This window comes from Methylobacter arcticus, assembly GCF_050917435.1.
Taxonomy (GTDB): Bacteria; Pseudomonadota; Gammaproteobacteria; order Methylococcales; family Methylomonadaceae; genus Methylobacter_A; species Methylobacter_A titanis.
This window is the reverse complement of record NZ_CP159583.1, coordinates 1,027,086-1,041,926: the sequence shown is the minus strand read 5'-3', so window position 1 is coordinate 1,041,926 and position 14,841 is coordinate 1,027,086. Positions and strand designations below refer to the sequence as shown.

The 14,841-nt window shown below is 46.5% G+C and carries 20 protein-coding genes; all 20 read right to left on the bottom strand.

Features of this window, described 5'->3' with window-relative positions; genetic code table 11:
* Positions 1 to 273: 273 nt before the first annotated feature.
* Positions 274 to 1,077: a tRNA pseudouridine(38-40) synthase TruA gene (truA, locus tag ABXJ76_RS05075; protein ID WP_432744732.1), complete on the bottom strand. Its 804-nt coding sequence runs from the start codon at positions 1,075 to 1,077 to the stop codon at positions 274 to 276.
* Positions 1,078 to 1,125: 48 nt separating this feature from the next.
* Complete coding sequence (locus ABXJ76_RS05070) at positions 1,126 to 1,632, bottom strand: L,D-transpeptidase family protein (RefSeq protein WP_432744730.1); 507 nt, start codon at positions 1,630 to 1,632, stop codon at positions 1,126 to 1,128.
* Between the two features lie 38 nt (positions 1,633 to 1,670).
* Positions 1,671 to 2,444 carry a TatD family hydrolase gene (locus ABXJ76_RS05065; RefSeq protein ID WP_432744727.1) on the bottom strand — a complete coding sequence of 258 codons (774 nt, stop codon included), beginning with the start codon at positions 2,442 to 2,444 and terminating at the stop codon, positions 1,671 to 1,673.
* Positions 2,445 to 2,537: 93 nt separating this feature from the next.
* Complete coding sequence (locus ABXJ76_RS05060) at positions 2,538 to 2,888, bottom strand: PilZ domain-containing protein (protein ID WP_432744725.1); 351 nt, start codon at positions 2,886 to 2,888, stop codon at positions 2,538 to 2,540.
* A gap of 1 nt (position 2,889) precedes the next feature.
* Positions 2,890 to 3,897 (bottom strand): DNA polymerase III subunit delta', encoded by a 1,008-nt coding sequence (locus ABXJ76_RS05055; RefSeq protein WP_432744722.1) that lies wholly within the window; start codon positions 3,895 to 3,897, stop codon positions 2,890 to 2,892.
* Positions 3,894 to 4,565, bottom strand: a complete 672-nt coding sequence (gene tmk / locus ABXJ76_RS05050) for a dTMP kinase (protein WP_432744719.1) — start codon at positions 4,563 to 4,565, stop codon at positions 3,894 to 3,896. Before tmk ends, ABXJ76_RS05055 begins: the two co-directional genes overlap by 4 nt.
* A complete protein-coding gene (gene mltG / locus ABXJ76_RS05045) occupies positions 4,562 to 5,569 on the bottom strand; it encodes an endolytic transglycosylase MltG (protein ID WP_432744716.1) in 1,008 nt (335 codons plus the stop codon). Before mltG ends, tmk begins: the two co-directional genes overlap by 4 nt.
* On the bottom strand, positions 5,559 to 6,422 hold the full coding sequence (gene pabC / locus ABXJ76_RS05040) for an aminodeoxychorismate lyase (RefSeq protein WP_432744713.1): 864 nt from the start codon (positions 6,420 to 6,422) through the stop codon (positions 5,559 to 5,561). Before pabC ends, mltG begins: the two co-directional genes overlap by 11 nt.
* A gap of 4 nt (positions 6,423 to 6,426) precedes the next feature.
* Positions 6,427 to 7,671: a beta-ketoacyl-ACP synthase II gene (fabF, locus tag ABXJ76_RS05035; protein ID WP_432744711.1), complete on the bottom strand. Its 1,245-nt coding sequence runs from the start codon at positions 7,669 to 7,671 to the stop codon at positions 6,427 to 6,429.
* 6 nt (positions 7,672 to 7,677) lie between these two features.
* Positions 7,678 to 7,821 (bottom strand): hypothetical protein, encoded by a 144-nt coding sequence (locus ABXJ76_RS05030; RefSeq protein ID WP_432744708.1) that lies wholly within the window; start codon positions 7,819 to 7,821, stop codon positions 7,678 to 7,680.
* A 72-nt stretch (positions 7,822 to 7,893) separates the two neighbouring features.
* Entirely contained in the window at positions 7,894 to 8,127 is a 234-nt protein-coding gene (gene acpP / locus ABXJ76_RS05025) for an acyl carrier protein (RefSeq protein WP_340121722.1), read from the bottom strand.
* 187 nt (positions 8,128 to 8,314) lie between these two features.
* Positions 8,315 to 9,043, bottom strand: coding sequence for a 3-oxoacyl-ACP reductase FabG (gene fabG / locus ABXJ76_RS05020; protein ID WP_432744706.1), 729 nt, complete (start codon positions 9,041 to 9,043; stop codon positions 8,315 to 8,317).
* Entirely contained in the window at positions 9,036 to 9,986 is a 951-nt protein-coding gene (fabD, locus tag ABXJ76_RS05015; protein WP_432744704.1) for an ACP S-malonyltransferase, read from the bottom strand. Before fabD ends, fabG begins: the two co-directional genes overlap by 8 nt.
* Before the next feature lie 12 nt (positions 9,987 to 9,998).
* Positions 9,999 to 10,967: a beta-ketoacyl-ACP synthase III gene (locus ABXJ76_RS05010; RefSeq protein WP_432744701.1), complete on the bottom strand. Its 969-nt coding sequence runs from the start codon at positions 10,965 to 10,967 to the stop codon at positions 9,999 to 10,001.
* Positions 10,964 to 11,965, bottom strand: a complete 1,002-nt coding sequence (gene plsX / locus ABXJ76_RS05005; protein ID WP_432746445.1) for a phosphate acyltransferase PlsX — start codon at positions 11,963 to 11,965, stop codon at positions 10,964 to 10,966. Before plsX ends, ABXJ76_RS05010 begins: the two co-directional genes overlap by 4 nt.
* A 118-nt stretch (positions 11,966 to 12,083) precedes the next feature.
* The gene (rpmF, locus tag ABXJ76_RS05000) at positions 12,084 to 12,266 is read right to left on the bottom strand and encodes a 50S ribosomal protein L32 (protein WP_432744699.1); all 183 of its coding nucleotides are present in this window, start codon (positions 12,264 to 12,266) and stop codon (positions 12,084 to 12,086) included.
* On the bottom strand, positions 12,266 to 12,793 hold the full coding sequence (locus ABXJ76_RS04995; RefSeq protein WP_432744697.1) for a YceD family protein: 528 nt from the start codon (positions 12,791 to 12,793) through the stop codon (positions 12,266 to 12,268). The genes rpmF and ABXJ76_RS04995 overlap by 1 nt, the downstream gene beginning before the upstream one ends.
* Before the next feature lie 61 nt (positions 12,794 to 12,854).
* Positions 12,855 to 13,301 (bottom strand): TPM domain-containing protein, encoded by a 447-nt coding sequence (locus tag ABXJ76_RS04990; protein WP_432744695.1) that lies wholly within the window; start codon positions 13,299 to 13,301, stop codon positions 12,855 to 12,857.
* 50 nt (positions 13,302 to 13,351) lie between these two features.
* The gene (locus ABXJ76_RS04985) at positions 13,352 to 14,146 is read right to left on the bottom strand and encodes a TPM domain-containing protein (protein WP_432744693.1); all 795 of its coding nucleotides are present in this window, start codon (positions 14,144 to 14,146) and stop codon (positions 13,352 to 13,354) included.
* A 52-nt stretch (positions 14,147 to 14,198) separates the two neighbouring features.
* A complete protein-coding gene (locus ABXJ76_RS04980; RefSeq protein ID WP_432744692.1) occupies positions 14,199 to 14,804 on the bottom strand; it encodes a LemA family protein in 606 nt (201 codons plus the stop codon).
* Between the last annotated feature and the right edge of the window lie 37 nt (positions 14,805 to 14,841).

The window sequence follows — 14,841 nt, the reverse complement described above, 5'->3', positions numbered from 1 at the left end:
TGAGAATCAACAGCCCCATAGATTATTTATCAATGAGTTACAGGATAGAATTAAAAGTTGATAAATAACGCCCCCATAATCAAGTGATACAGGGGGTTATTGGTGTGGCTGGCGTCATCCAGATACGGGTTAAGATAGCCCGCTTCAGCCCGAAGCTTTTGCTGAAGGTCCAACTCAGGCACGCAAACGCAAGGTTTTGATCGAAACCGGACTGATGGTGTCTATTGTTTTTTCGCCCTTCGCCTTTTTTTCGTGCTTTTCGTGGACTAATCGTTAATCATGCCGCTTGGCATCATCCGGCAATTTATCAAATATCGGATGCTTACCAATGCCGTAATGCTCCGGATAATAAACCGCCCCCAGATACAAGCCGTCAGGCGGTGCAGTCACTCCACCCAGCTTGCGGCTTTTAACCTCAAGCAGCTCCAGAGTCCAGTTTATCTCCTGCTTTCCGGCCCCTATGTCCATCAATACTCCGGCAATATTCCTGACCATGTGATGCAAAAAAGCATTGGCGGAAATATCAATAATGACCTTGTCATCCTCCCGATAAACATGAATAAAATACATCTGCCGACAAGGACTTTTCGATTGACAACCTTGCGCCCTGAACGAAGAAAAATCATGCTTGCCGATCAGATGTTGCGCCGCCCGGTGCATTTTATCGACATCCAGCGGGTTATGATGCCAAGTCACCTGCTTGCGTAATAATGCCGATTTTATGGGCCGATTAAGAATAACATAGCGATAAAAACGGGCAATGGCGCTGTATCTGGCATGAAAATCGCCTACGGCCTGCTTTACCCAGGTAATTCTGACATCATCCGGCAAATTACTGTTGCCGCCCAACATCCAGGCATGAAGTTCGCGCTCTATTTTTGGCTCAAAATGCACCACCTGCTCAAGCGCATGTACACCGGTATCGGTTCTTCCCGCACACTGTACGGTGACCTTATGATTAGCAACTCTCGACAAAGCCTGTTCAAGCACCTGCTGAACACTGCGCTGATTCGTTTGCCACTGCCAACCGCAAAAACCGCTGCCATCATATTCAATACCTAGAATGATGCGTGTCATGTAGGCCTCTTTTGGACACAATCAAACTTTACCTTGACTGAAAAACAATTATTCATGAATGTAAACCTTAACTCCAACTTCTACCCGATTAAACAAATCCAATACATCGGCATTTTTCATACGAATACAGCCGTGCGATTCAGGGCTGCCGTGCATCAGTTGATCAGGACACCCGTGTATATAAATATATCGCCAGGTCGTATCGACTTTGCCGTAACGATTTTTATGCGGTTCCAGTCCACCCAGCCACAGAATCCGGGTTAATATCCAGTCTCGTTGCGGATATTGCCTACCCAGGCCAGCGCTGTATATTTCACCGGTCGCCCGTCTGCCGACAAAAACCGAGTTTAACCGCTGACCCGCGCCAATTTTAGCTCTGATATTATGCCAGCCAGTGGGCGTACATTGGCTGCCCATGAGTTCGCCTGCGCCTTTTTTAGCCGTGGAAACCGGATAAACCTGCACCGGGTTGCCATCCGCATAGAGAGTCAATTGTTGACTGGCGATACCAATATCCAGACAATTTTGTACTTTGCCTGTCTCATCATTTTTCATAAGCGCTGAAACAAAAACCCCTTACAACAATTTATAGCTTAGGCGAACTTGAATAATCGATAAAAATTTTCAGTCGATAACTCTGCGATTTTATTGATCGTGGTGCCACGCAATTCTGCTACGTGTTCTGCAACATAGCGTACGTAGGTTGGATAGTTGGGTCTGCCGCGGAAGGGTACTGGAGCCAGATAGGGCGAATCGGTTTCGATAAGGAAGCGATCGGCGGGTACTTTTTTGGCGACTGCTTTGATTTCCTTGGCGTTGTTAAAAGTGACTATACCTGAAAAGGAGATATAAAAATTCAAATCCAAGGCTTTTTTAGCAAATTCCCAGTCTTCGGTAAAACAATGGATAACCCCCCCTACTTCACCAGCGCCCTCTTCTTCCAGGATACGCAGGGTATCGTCTTTGGCTTCTCGGGTGTGGATAATCAACGGTTTATGCAACGCTTTTGCGGCATTAATATGGTTTCTGAAGCGTTGGCGTTGCCAGTCTACATCGCCTTCACTACGAAAATAATCCAAACCGGTTTCACCTATGCCGATGACTTTATCGGGGCGCCCTAAAGCAATAAGCTCTTCGACACCGGGGTCTTGGCCATCCTGAACATTGGGATGCACCCCTACGGTCACGGATATTTGCGCATAAGCAGACACCAAATCCAGCATTGCCGGATAGGCTTCCAAATCTATCGCAATACATAACAGGTGTTCAATTTGGCTATTTTCCGCTTCGCGCATAAAACAGGCAAAATCATTTTGATAGGGTGCCAGATCGATACGATCCAGGTGACAATGGGAATCTATTAACATGAAAAATTAAGGTTCAAGGTTCAAGGTTCAAGGTGAAAGGAACAAGGCGAAAAATCTAAGTTCAACACGCCCTTGAACCTTGATCCTTGAACCTCACATAGTATGCGTCGAACGGTCATTTTCTAAAGAACCGGCCAGATAGTTTTCAATTTTGTTGCGGGCTAGTCCGCCGTCCTGATCGCTAAATTGTACGCCGACGCCGCTGGCTCTATAGCCTTCCGAGCCGGGAGGGGTTATCCAGATTATTTTACCGGCTATCGGCAGCCGTTCGGTTTCGTCCATCAAATTGAGCAACATGAATACTTCCTGCCCCATTTCATATTCACGGTTGGTAGGAATAAACAGGCCTCCATTGGTAATAAAAGGCATGTAGGCTGCGTACAACGCATTTTTATCTTTAATGGAAAGGGACAATATGCCTTGTCCTGGCGCTGCATCTGCCATGTCATTTGCTCCGGTTAAGTTCGTGCCATTGGATTAAAATTTCTTCAAACAATAACTGCTTGTTTATTTGGGTATCCAGTCGCTGCCGGTCTGACAATAATAAATCATACAATTTATAAAGCCCTTTTACGTCTAGTCTCCGTGACAGTTCCTGCAATGGCTCATTCAAATCTGGATTATATAAATTGGTAACCTGAGCTTGGTAAAAACACTTAATCAAATCGATAACCCAGGATGTCATCCAGAATATTAACGGCGATGCCGGTAGCTTGTGCCAATCTTCGGCAATAATAACCGGAGATTTAAGCTGTTTCGCTATCGCCATCCATGTGTCGAAACATTCATTACGCAAGGTTAATGTTTGATCATTGGCATATTCCAGTGCCAGTAAAGGCGCTCCCTGCGCTAAAGAGACGTTGAGCGGCAACGTCTTATTAGTAGCTGCATCACATCGCAATATTTCTGCCAGCCACTTAACCGCGACTTCCTGATCCGGTGTGGCTACCGCCAGTTTCTGACAACGGCTGATTATAGTTGCAGGCAATTTAGCCGGTTTTTCGGTAATCAAGATAATACTGGTGCGTTCGGTCGGCTCTTCAAGGCATTTCAAGAAGGCATTAGCCGCTGCATTATTCATCTTGTCGGCGGGATTGACAATAACAACACGCTGAGTCTCAAACTGGGGCTTTAAGGTTAAGCGGCTAATCAGGCTACGTATCTGCCCGATACCAATGCCTTTACCCGGTTCCTCGGGCTGTATCTGGATAAAATCGGGATGTGTATCCGCATTAACCAGCAAACAGCTGCTGCAATGCCCGCAAGCCGTACCGCTGGCCTGCGGTGTTGCACAAAGCAGGGCAGCGGCGAACTGATGAGCTAATTGCTGCTTGCCCAAGCCTTTATTGCCGGTAATGAGTAAAGCCTGAGGAATACGTTTTTGCGCGATATAACTGCACAAATACTTCCACTGATGCTGTTGCCAGGGTAATAACCGGTTCGGCAACGTCATTTTGCGCTGCCGTGCCTGGGGGAAGTCGGACAATTCAAGGTGTACAATCCCAACAAAATACGAATGACATCAGTAATGGCTCTTTGCACATCGGCTAACGGTTGATTGGCTTTTATAAGTTTGATGCGCTCCGGGTACAGTTCAGCCTGCAATAAATAAGCGCGCCTAACGTTTTCAAAAAAACTGATTTTTTCTGACTCAAAACGATCAAAAGCACCGCGTTTTCTGACTCGCTCTATACCTATGTCAACCGGCGCATCCAATAACAGGGTTAAATCAGGCCTTAATGTGCCTTGCACCAGATTTTCCAGCCACTGTATGGTGCTAATTTTCATGTTCCGGCCTCCGCCCTGATAGGCGTAGGTGGCATCGGTAAAACGATCGCAAAGCACCCATTTTCCATGCGCCAAAGCCGGCTCAATCACATGCTTTATATGTTGGGCTCTTGCCGCAAACATCAGCAATAATTCGGCCTGTTCTGAAATGGCCTCGCTGTCGTTATCCAGCAATAATTGACGTATTTTTTCGGCCAACTCGGTGCCGCCGGGTTCACGCGTCACCACAACAGAAATATCATGTTGTTGTAAGTAATCTTTTATAAAAGCCATATTGGTGGTTTTGCCTACCCCCTCACCGCCTTCCAGAGTAATAAACTTGCCTCGGATCATTTCTTGTTCCTTTGGAATTCATCAACGGCAGAGTTGTGGTCTTTTAAAGTTGCTGAAAACACATGCGTACCGTCACCACGAGCTACAAAATAAAGGCTGTCGTCCTTCGCAGGATGCAAGACCGCATGAAGTGCATCACGTCCGGGCATCGCAATCGGCGTTGGCGGTAAACCGCTAATAACATAAGTATTGTAAGGTGTAGCTGTCGTTAGATCTTTAGATCGAATATCACCCTGATAACTTTCGCCTATCCCGTAAATGACGGTAGGATCAGTTTGCAACAACATATTCCGTTCCAGCCTACGGATAAATACGCCGGCGATTAAGGGTCTTTCAGCAGCGACCCCGGTTTCCTTTTCTACAATCGAAGCAAGAGTCAGAGCTTCATAAGGCGTTTTAAACGGTAGATTTTCTTCTTTATTGAGCCATTCTTGTTGCAATACCTGCTGCATTTTATCGTAAGCTCGTTTTAATACAGATACATCGGGCGTATGTTTTTCGAAAAAATAAGTGTCGGGGAAAATCAAGCCTTCAGGCGATACAGGAGCAATCGCTTCTGACTCAAGTTTGCTCATGATGCTTTTAAAATCAACGCTATTTAAGGTGTGCTCGATATGGGGATTTTTCTCAATTTCGAGCAGAATTTCCTTAAAGCTCCAACCTTCAGGAAAAGTAATCGTGTGCTGCTTGGTCTTCCCTTGAACGAATAAGGCTAATATTTCAGGCAAAGTCAGCTCGGAAGTTAGCTCATATTCCCCTGTTTTCAGTTTTTTGAGTGCATTTTCCTGCAAGGCAACGACTTTAAACCAAAAGGGTTTAACCGCTATTTTTTGGGCAACAAGCTTGTCGATAATCCGGTTAATCGAGTCGCCTTTTTCAATTTCTATATAAACCGTTTCGCCGACCAGCACCGGTTTAGTTAACGCACTCTGGTAGTCCATCCATAGCCAACCGCCTACAAAACTTAAAATCAGCAAGACAAAGCCAATGATTTTATTGTTCATTGTTGATACCTCTACTGGTAAACTCGCTCAGTTGGATTTGAATGCTCTGGGTTATCGGACCGACTGAGAAATGCGTCGTTGCGATTTGCTTGATAGGCCAGATGCCAATAATTGAATTACAAACGAATACTTCATCGGCTGATAACAGCTGGTCGCTGGTAAACCTATGTTCAACGACGGAAAGACCTTGTTCAACTGAACGCATCATTATAATGCTGCGCATAATACCCGCAATGCCTGATTGCTCGAGTGCTGCGGTATAAAGATTATTATTTTTAATGTAGAACAGATTAGTCATTGTTCCCTCAATAACATAATCATTGATATCCAGCATTAGCCCTTCCTGAATCGCTGCATCAGTCCATTCTGCTCTCGCCATGACCTGTTCAAGCCGGTTCAAATGCTTAATGCCCGCTAAGATAGGGTTCAAGCCTAGCCGAGTTGCGCAAAATCGCGCGACTATCCCCTGCTCTGAATAGTTTGTCGGGTAGTCGGGGTAAGGATGGAGACTTAATACGCGAGTAGCTTGAATGACATCAGGTGGCCGATAACCACGTCCACCTGAGCCGCGTGTGACTATAATTTTAAGCACAGCCCGGTTGGAAGGCATACTGCGGCAAAGTTTTTCAGCTTCAAGACTAATTAATTCTGCACCGGGAAAAGGGATATGAAGCCGAAGACAACCTGAATTTAACCGGTCTAAATGCCGCTGCAGACAAACAACCTGTCCGCCTCTCACTTCAATGGTTTCGAATAATCCATCGCCGTATTGAAAACCGCGGTCGGATATTTCGATATGCTCCTTGCTTTCACCATTGACGAGATAAATAGTGGGCAGAAAAGCGCTGCCCACCCTACTACTCGTACCGTTTAAAAATCAACGAACCGTTAGTGCCGCCAAAGCCGAAAGAATTGGACATGGCTACATCGATTTTCATATTTCTTGCGGTATTCGGCACAAAATCAAGATCGCATTCAGGATCTTGATTTTCCAGGTTAATGGTCGGCGGAGCAATTTGGTTTTTGATGCTTAAGGCAGTCAATACCGCTTCAATACCGCCCGCAGCACCCAATAAATGACCGATCATGGACTTTGTTGAGCTGACCGCAACTTTATAGGCGTGAGCGCCCAATGCGGCTTTCATCGCCTGAGTTTCGCCAATATCACCGGCCGGCGTTGATGTACCATGGGCATTGATGTAATCGACGGCATCCGCATTTAAACCGGCATCACGCAGTGCATTTTTCATGCAGCGCGCTGCGCCTTCGCCACCGACTGAAGGCGTGGTCATATGGTAAGCGTCACCGCTCATGCCAAAGCCCACTAATTCAGCATAAATTTTTGCGCCACGCGCTTTGGCATGTTCCAATTCTTCGAGAACTACAACGCCGGCACCATCACTTAATACAAAGCCGTCTCGATCTTTATCCCAAGGACGACTAGCGGCCTGTGGATTGTCATTGCGGCGTGACAAGGCTTTTGCCGAGGCAAAGCCGCCCATCGCTGTCGGTGATGTTGTGCAGCGCTCTGCGCCGCCTGCAATCATCACATCGGCATCGCCATATTTAATCAATCGTGCAGCATCGCCAATGTTGTGCGTACCGGTAGAACAGGCGGTAACAATGGCATAGTTAGGTCCTTTTAATCCGTATTTGATTGAAAGGTTGCCTGAAATCATGTTGATAATGTTGCCTGGGACAAAGAACGGCGAAATACGTCGCGGGCCGCTTTTATCATAGGTCGCATAGCATTCTTCAATACCGGTAATACCACCGATACCCGATCCGATAGCAACGCCGATGCGCTCGGCATTCGCTTCGGTGACTTCAATACCTGAATCTTCAATAGCCTGGCAGCCAGCGGCAATACCATAATGGATAAATCCATCCATGCGTTTGGCATCTTTTTCGGGAATATACTGACTGATGTCAAAATTTCTTATGACGCCGCCAAAGGTGGTGGCAAAAGAAGAAATGTCGAAAGAATCAATTGGGCTTATACCGCTTTTACCATTAATAATCCCATCCCATGTTTCTGAGACCGTATTAGCTAAAGGCGTGATTGCGCCTAATCCAGTTATGACAACTCGGCGTTTGCTCAATGTGATTTACCGTAAGAAAAATAAAGGCGGGAATAAAGGATTAGATAGGTCGATAGTGCAACGTAACACTGCAATCGAAGCACTACCTTGGGTTACGCTACGCTCGGCAATTTCTCCTGATTGCTCTACCTCCTGCATCCATGCAGTCATCGGTTTGTGCTCCATGCGTCGCTTGATCCCCCATCCTTGGGAGGTCGTAACCCAACCTACAAAAATCAGTTTTTAAGAAGCGTTTTTTACTACGTAATCGATAGCTTGCTGAACAGTTGTGATTTTTTCAGCTTCATCGTCTGGAATTTCGCATTCGAATTCTTCTTCAAGAGCCATGACGAGTTCAACTGTATCAAGAGAATCAGCACCAAGATCATCTACAAATGAAGCATCAGTAGCAATATCTTCTTTAACACCCAATTGTTCTGCAACAATCTTTTTTACTCGTTCTTCAATGTTACTCATAGTTATTATCCTCAAACACTGTAAGTTCACCAGGGTCTAGCCTGAAACCTACAATAGTATTGTTATTAATTTTATTTGAAATCCCGTCTCCGGAAATTCCAGACGGCGGGGGAATTATACTTTATATTGCAATAATGTCACAATAATAAGGCATGAACGTACTGTTATGACCTATAGGCGACACCTCTTACGGCATGAACATGCCACCATTGACATGAATATTTTCACCGGTGATATACGCTGCACCATCAGAAGCCAGGAATGAAACTGTATGGGCGATCTCTTCTGCCTTACCCAAACGAGACAGAGGAATAGATGACAGTAGGGCATTCTTAATATCATCACCCAGCTCCTTAGTCATATCGGTATCAATAAATCCAGGCGACACCGTATTGATAGTAATATTGCGCGACCCCACTTCTTTGGCCATGGATTTGGCAAACCCAACCATACCGGCCTTTGCGGCGGCATAATTTGCCTGCCCTGCATTACCGGTTGCACCGACAACCGATGAAATATTGATAATACGGCCTGTTTTGGCTTTCATCATGCCTCGCAGTACTGCTTTGCTCATACGAAAAACCGAAGTCAGGTTAGTGTTGATAATATCATCCCACTCTTCATCTTTCATACGCATCAACAAATTATCACGAGTGATGCCGGCATTATTAACTAATACCGCAGGCGCCCCAAACCCGTCATTAACCATTTTCATAACTTCTGCGATAGATTCCGGATTAGCGACATCAAGCTTCAAGCCCCTGCCCTGCTCACCCAGATAGACAGAAATTGAATCGGCGCCGTTATCGGTAGTGGCAGTACCAATAACAAAAAAACCATCCTGAGCCAATCTGGCTGCGATTGCTCGACCGATACCGCGACTGGCGCCCGTCACTAAAGCTATTTTTTTAGCCATTGAGTTGCTCCAATAGTATATTGAATGATCCCGAATCATACATGGATCTATGCTCGGCATCCTTGGCGATACGTTTATTCAATCCGATTAATGCCTTGCCGGGACCACATTCAACAAAACAGGTAACACCCTGATCATGCATAAACTTGATACTGTCAGCCCAACGCACCGGCTTATAGAGTTGTTCTTTTAATGCGTTACGGATGACTTCAGGGGCGCTGTGCGACGCGACATCTACGTTATGAATCAGCGTCATTTTTGGCGTATCAATAACCGTATTCTGCAGTTGTTGATCCAGCTTTTTAGCTGCCGACTCCATTAATGCACAATGCGAAGGCACGCTGACCGACAACAGTACGACTTTTTTGGCCCCCGTCGCTTTTGCCGCCAACATGGCTCTTTCTACGGCGGCAACATTGCCTGCAATAACCACCTGCCCCGGCGAATTAAAGTTAACCGCAGAAACGATTTCATCCTCAGCTGTATCGATGCAAACCTTAACAACTTGATGATCTTCAAGGCCCAAAATTGCCGCCATCGCGCCGACACCGGGAGGCACGGCTTCCTGCATCAAACGCCCTCTTGCAGCAACCAGCCTTATGCCATCTTCAAATGACAGAGCCTCCGAACAAACCAAGGCGGTATATTCTCCTAGACTATGCCCAGCCATCCATGCGGGACGAACACTACTGTGTTTACACCAGGCTTCCCAAACGGCCACACCGGCAGCCAGCATGGCAGGCTGGGTATTATGGGTTTGATTAAGTTCTTCCTCAGGGCCTTGGGCAACAATAGACCATAAATCTTTGCCCAGCGCATCGGATGCCCGTTCGAAAGTATGTTTTACCTCAGGATAACTGGCGGCCAAATCCGTTAACATGCCGACCGATTGCGACCCTTGTCCTGGAAAAACAAAAGCTAAATTATAAGTTTGGTTATTCATTTTAATACGCTTTTAGTATTTAATTAATGCAGAACCCCAAGTGAATCCTGCGCCAAACGCTTCAAGCAACACGACTTGTCCGCGTTGAATCCGACCATCCCGAACACCTTCATTGAGGGCGAGCAGCACGGAAGCAGATGAAGTATTCCCCTGAGTCTCAAGAGTCAAAATAACATGATCCATGGACATTTTTAATTTTTTTGCTGTCGCCGCTATAATCCTCGTGTTCGCCTGATGAGGAACCAACCAGTCAATATCGGATTGCTGCATGTTATTTGCAGCCAGCGTTTCATCGACTATGCGCCCCAGCGTGTTGACAGCCACCTTGAACACTTCGTTGCCGCGCATGTTGATGTAACCTGCTTCATCTTTATTCGCCTCGGTAGCCGCCTGAGGGTTTGGACAATACAATAGGTCTTCATATTCGCCATCAGAATGAATATGCGTCGACAAAACACCGGCATTATCCGATGCACTCAGCAATACCGCGCCCGCACCATCACCAAATAAAATACAAGTTCCCCGGTCCGTCCAGTCAACAACGCGCGAACAGATTTCAGAGCCCACGACAAGAACCATCTTGGCAGCACCTGATTTTATATATTGATCGGCAATACTCAACGCAAAAATCGAACCTGAACATGCGGCCTGCACATCAAAGGCAACGCAGTTTTTAATACCCAAACGCCGCTGCAATAAACAGCCGGTACTGGGGTAAACACGATCAGGCGTCCCGGTCGCAACGATGATCAAGTCGATGTCTTCGGGATCACATGCGGCAGCTGCTATAGCCTGTCTTGCCGCGATTTCAGCCATGCTTGAGGCTGTTTCGTCAGCGCCTGCAATGCGACGACTTTTAATGCCGGTACGCTCAAAAATCCAGCTATCGGAAGTATCAACAGTTTGTGATATTTGTTCATTGGTGCGAACTTCTTCCGGTAAATAACCACCGGTACCGATTACTTTTGAATATCGCGTCATGCATTCTCTCTCAGGGCCAAGGTTTTTTCGACTTGTTCGCTTATTTTTTTGATAACGTCTTTTTTGACTTCAATCTCAGCAAGATGAATAGCTGTTTTAAACGCCAGCACATCAGCGCCGCCATGACTTTTAATGACTAACCCGCGTAAGCCTAAAAAGCTTGCACCATTATACAAGCGCGGATCGATACGCTTTTTAAAGGATTTAAGCACCGGATAGACCAGCAATCCTGCCAATTTGGTAAAAATATTTTTGCCAAAAGCCTCTTTTAACGCAGTACCTATCATTTTTGCCGCACCTTCAATAGCCTTGAGCGCAACATTACCAACAAAACCATCGGTAACAATCAAATCAACCTGAACATGGCCTGCATTTAAAGAATTACCTTCCACATAACCTATATAGTTTAACGACGAATTTTCCAGTAATTTTGCAGCCGCTTTAACCTGCTCATTACCTTTCATATCTTCTTCACCAATATTTAACAAGCCCACCCTGGGATTATCAATATTTTCAACCGCTTTAACCAGTTCCGCACCCATCACCGCAAATTGAAAAAGGTGTTCTGCCGTACAATCCACATTTGCTCCCAAATCAAGCACATGGGTATGCCCGCTAATTGACGGCAACGTCGAAATAATAGCTGGACGACTGATACCGGGGATCATTTTAAGTACAAATCGGGCAGTCGCCATTAAAGCCCCGGTATTTCCGGCACTAACGCAGGCATCTGCACGACCGTCATGAACTAGGTTGATGGCAACCCGCATAGACGAGTCTTTTTTATTTTTTAGCGCTTTGGACGGAGACTCATCCATTTCAACGCATTGGGATGCGTGCTGAATGGTAAGCCTATCTTGATAATTAATTAATGCCTGCGCCAACTGTTGCTTGAGAACAGTTTCGTCACCCACTAAAATTAGTTTTAAGTCTGGATTGTTCTTTAAACAATCCAATGATGCCGGTATGGTAACTTCAGGACCGTGATCCCCGCCCATTGCATCAATCGAAATTGTTAGGCTCACGCTTACGGATAACTCCTGAGTTATTACAAAGAAGCCGAAGCTGATCTGATCAGCTTCGGCATATCATTATGCTACAAGAACAGAAGATTGATTAATCTTCGCTGCCATTGCTTACAATTTGACGACCTTTAAAGAAACCGTCTGGAGTCATGTGATGGCGAATATGAGTTTCACCCGTGATTGGATCCTGAGATAAGGTTCTACCTGTTAACGCATCGTGTGAACGACGTTGACCACGTCTTGAACGCGATACTTTACTTTTTTGTACGGCCATTATAAATCTCCAGTGTTTTTAAATTTGGCTAAGATGGAAAAAGGATTTTTGGTGGGCGGCTGCTGCTCATTAAGTGCAAAATCCGCCTCTTTATTACCAGACTTATGAGCGAGACAATTGTGCGAGTGCCTAGGGAATGCAGGCAAAATAAGCAATAATTCGTCTTCGACAATGTTTTTTAAAGGCATTTTACCCTCAACAACTAACAGTGGCTCGTAATCCTCGGGTAATCTATCTGCTTGATCTATTGAAGTAACAATACCTAGCTTAATGGTATGCTTGACAGGCCACGGCACTGCCTGTAGGCAATTTTGACATTCAAGCTCCAGAACTGCTTCCATGTACCCCTCAATTTTGGCCAACCTTCCCTCCCGACCAAAAAAAAGATCCACAGTTACAGCTCCTGTCTCGTCAAACAGTAAATCTGCCAAACGATCCAAGCTACTTACGGGTATTTGCCCCTTCAATTCACCACGCTTATCAGCGAGGTGCAAGGGATCTATATATTCAGGTAATCGAGCTAACATAACCGAGCAATGTTATATGGAAACAACAAATTCGTCAAATCTGTGTGCAGTATCTTTATCATTATTTAACAATAACAGGCTTATTGGCAAGTTCATTAGGGTTATTTGTACCGGGCGGAAAATGCGCTGCCAACAACAGCGTAATACGCTCGATGCCTCGTATCGAGCCATGCAAAAAATCACCCTGCTTGAATTCTTTCTGCATAGCCTCGGCTGTCGCATCCCACTCCGCTTGCGCCACGCGCTTGGCAATCCCCCGGTCTGCGATAATATGAACTTCCCGATCCGCCAGCAACAGATAAATCAACACACCGCTGTTCCCTTCGGTATCCCAGACCCGTAAATTTGAGAACACCTCTATCGCGCGCTGCCGAGCCGATATGCCACGCCAAACCCTAGCCAATGCCAGCGTATTTTCAACGGCAAAACGAAGCTCGCCACGATGCTGAAGCTCGGACTGCTGTACTGCGTGCTCTATCTCGGCCAACACAACCTTAGGAAACGACACGCGCCAGCACCATGGCGGCATAAGAGCATGCCGAAACCAACGCTTAATATTTACCATGATCCTGATGCGCCTCCTCCGCCAAAGCCACCGCCGCCGCCACTCCATGAGCCTCCACCACCACTCCCGCCAAAGCCGCCTCCGTTAGACAATCCGCGCCCACCCGTTAAACGGACACTGATAATAAAAAAAATCATTATCCCGACAAATATCGCTACCGAAAAAGCTAAGCCTAAAACCAATACGGCCACGATGCCACCACCCAATCCCGCCAGCATGCCGGCCATGACTCGGCCCACCACGGCTGACAGCATAAAACCTGCGATTAAGCCACCCATCAAAATGAAAACGAAAGCCCCCTCACCCAGTTTTTCAGTCGAATTTTCAGATGGCGCAGGCAAATTCTCGCCTTCGATCAGCTTAATTAATTGCACAACCCCAGCATCGATGCCGCCCGCATAATCACCCGCCTTAAAAAACGGCGTAATAGTTTCGGCAATTACCCGCTTGGCAACCGCATCGGGAATAATGCCTTCCAAACCATAGCCAACTTCCAACCGCAGCTTGCGGTCATCCTTGGCAACGATCAGGATAACGCCGTCATCGACACCTTTACGGCCGGTTTGCCATAAATCCGCAACCTCTATACCAAACTCGGCTATATCTTTAGGTTGCGTGGTCGGGACGATTAACACCGCAATCTGGCTGCCTTTTTTCGCTTCAAACGCAGTCAGCTTAGCCTCCAACGCATTAACCTGTTCGGCGCTGAGTGTAGAGGTGAGATCGGTGACCCGCTGTGCCAGCTTGGGAACGCCAACCACGGCCCAAGCCGTTATGCAAAATGACAACAAGAAAAATCCGAGTCCGTAGCGAACTCGGGGAAACATCAAAGACGACATATTAATGACTATTCACCGTTGCAGGAGCACCAAAATCCACTTTGGGCGGAACCGCAATGGCTTGTTCATTTTCTACCGTAAAGCTTGGCTTGGTCCGGTAACCGAACATCATCGCAGTCAAGTTGGAAGGGAAAGAACGCACGGTAATGTTGTATTCCTTGACCGCAGCAATATAACGATTGCGTGCGACGGTGATACGATTTTCGGTGCCTTCCAATTGAGCCTGTAAATCACGAAACAGACCATCGGCTTTCAGTTGCGGATAGCTTTCCGCCACCGCCAACAGCCGTGAAATCGCACTGGTCATTTGCCCCTGAGCGGCGATAAACTTTTGGAACGCCTGCTCATCATTAACCAATTCGGGTGTGGCCTGCAACGCCCCGACTTTGGCGCGAGCCTCAGTCACTTCGACCAGCACATCCTTTTCGTGAGCCGCGTAGCCTTTCACCACATTCACCAGATTAGGCACCAGATCGGCGCGGCGCTGATACTGGTTTAGCACCTCCGCCCATGCAGCTTTAATACCCTCATCACCAGACTGTAGCGTGTTATAACCGCAACCGGACAAAACCATCATCATCAACAAAACAATCAGCTGTTTAAACATATCAACCCCGTAAGTTAGGCTTTAAAACTTAGCGGTC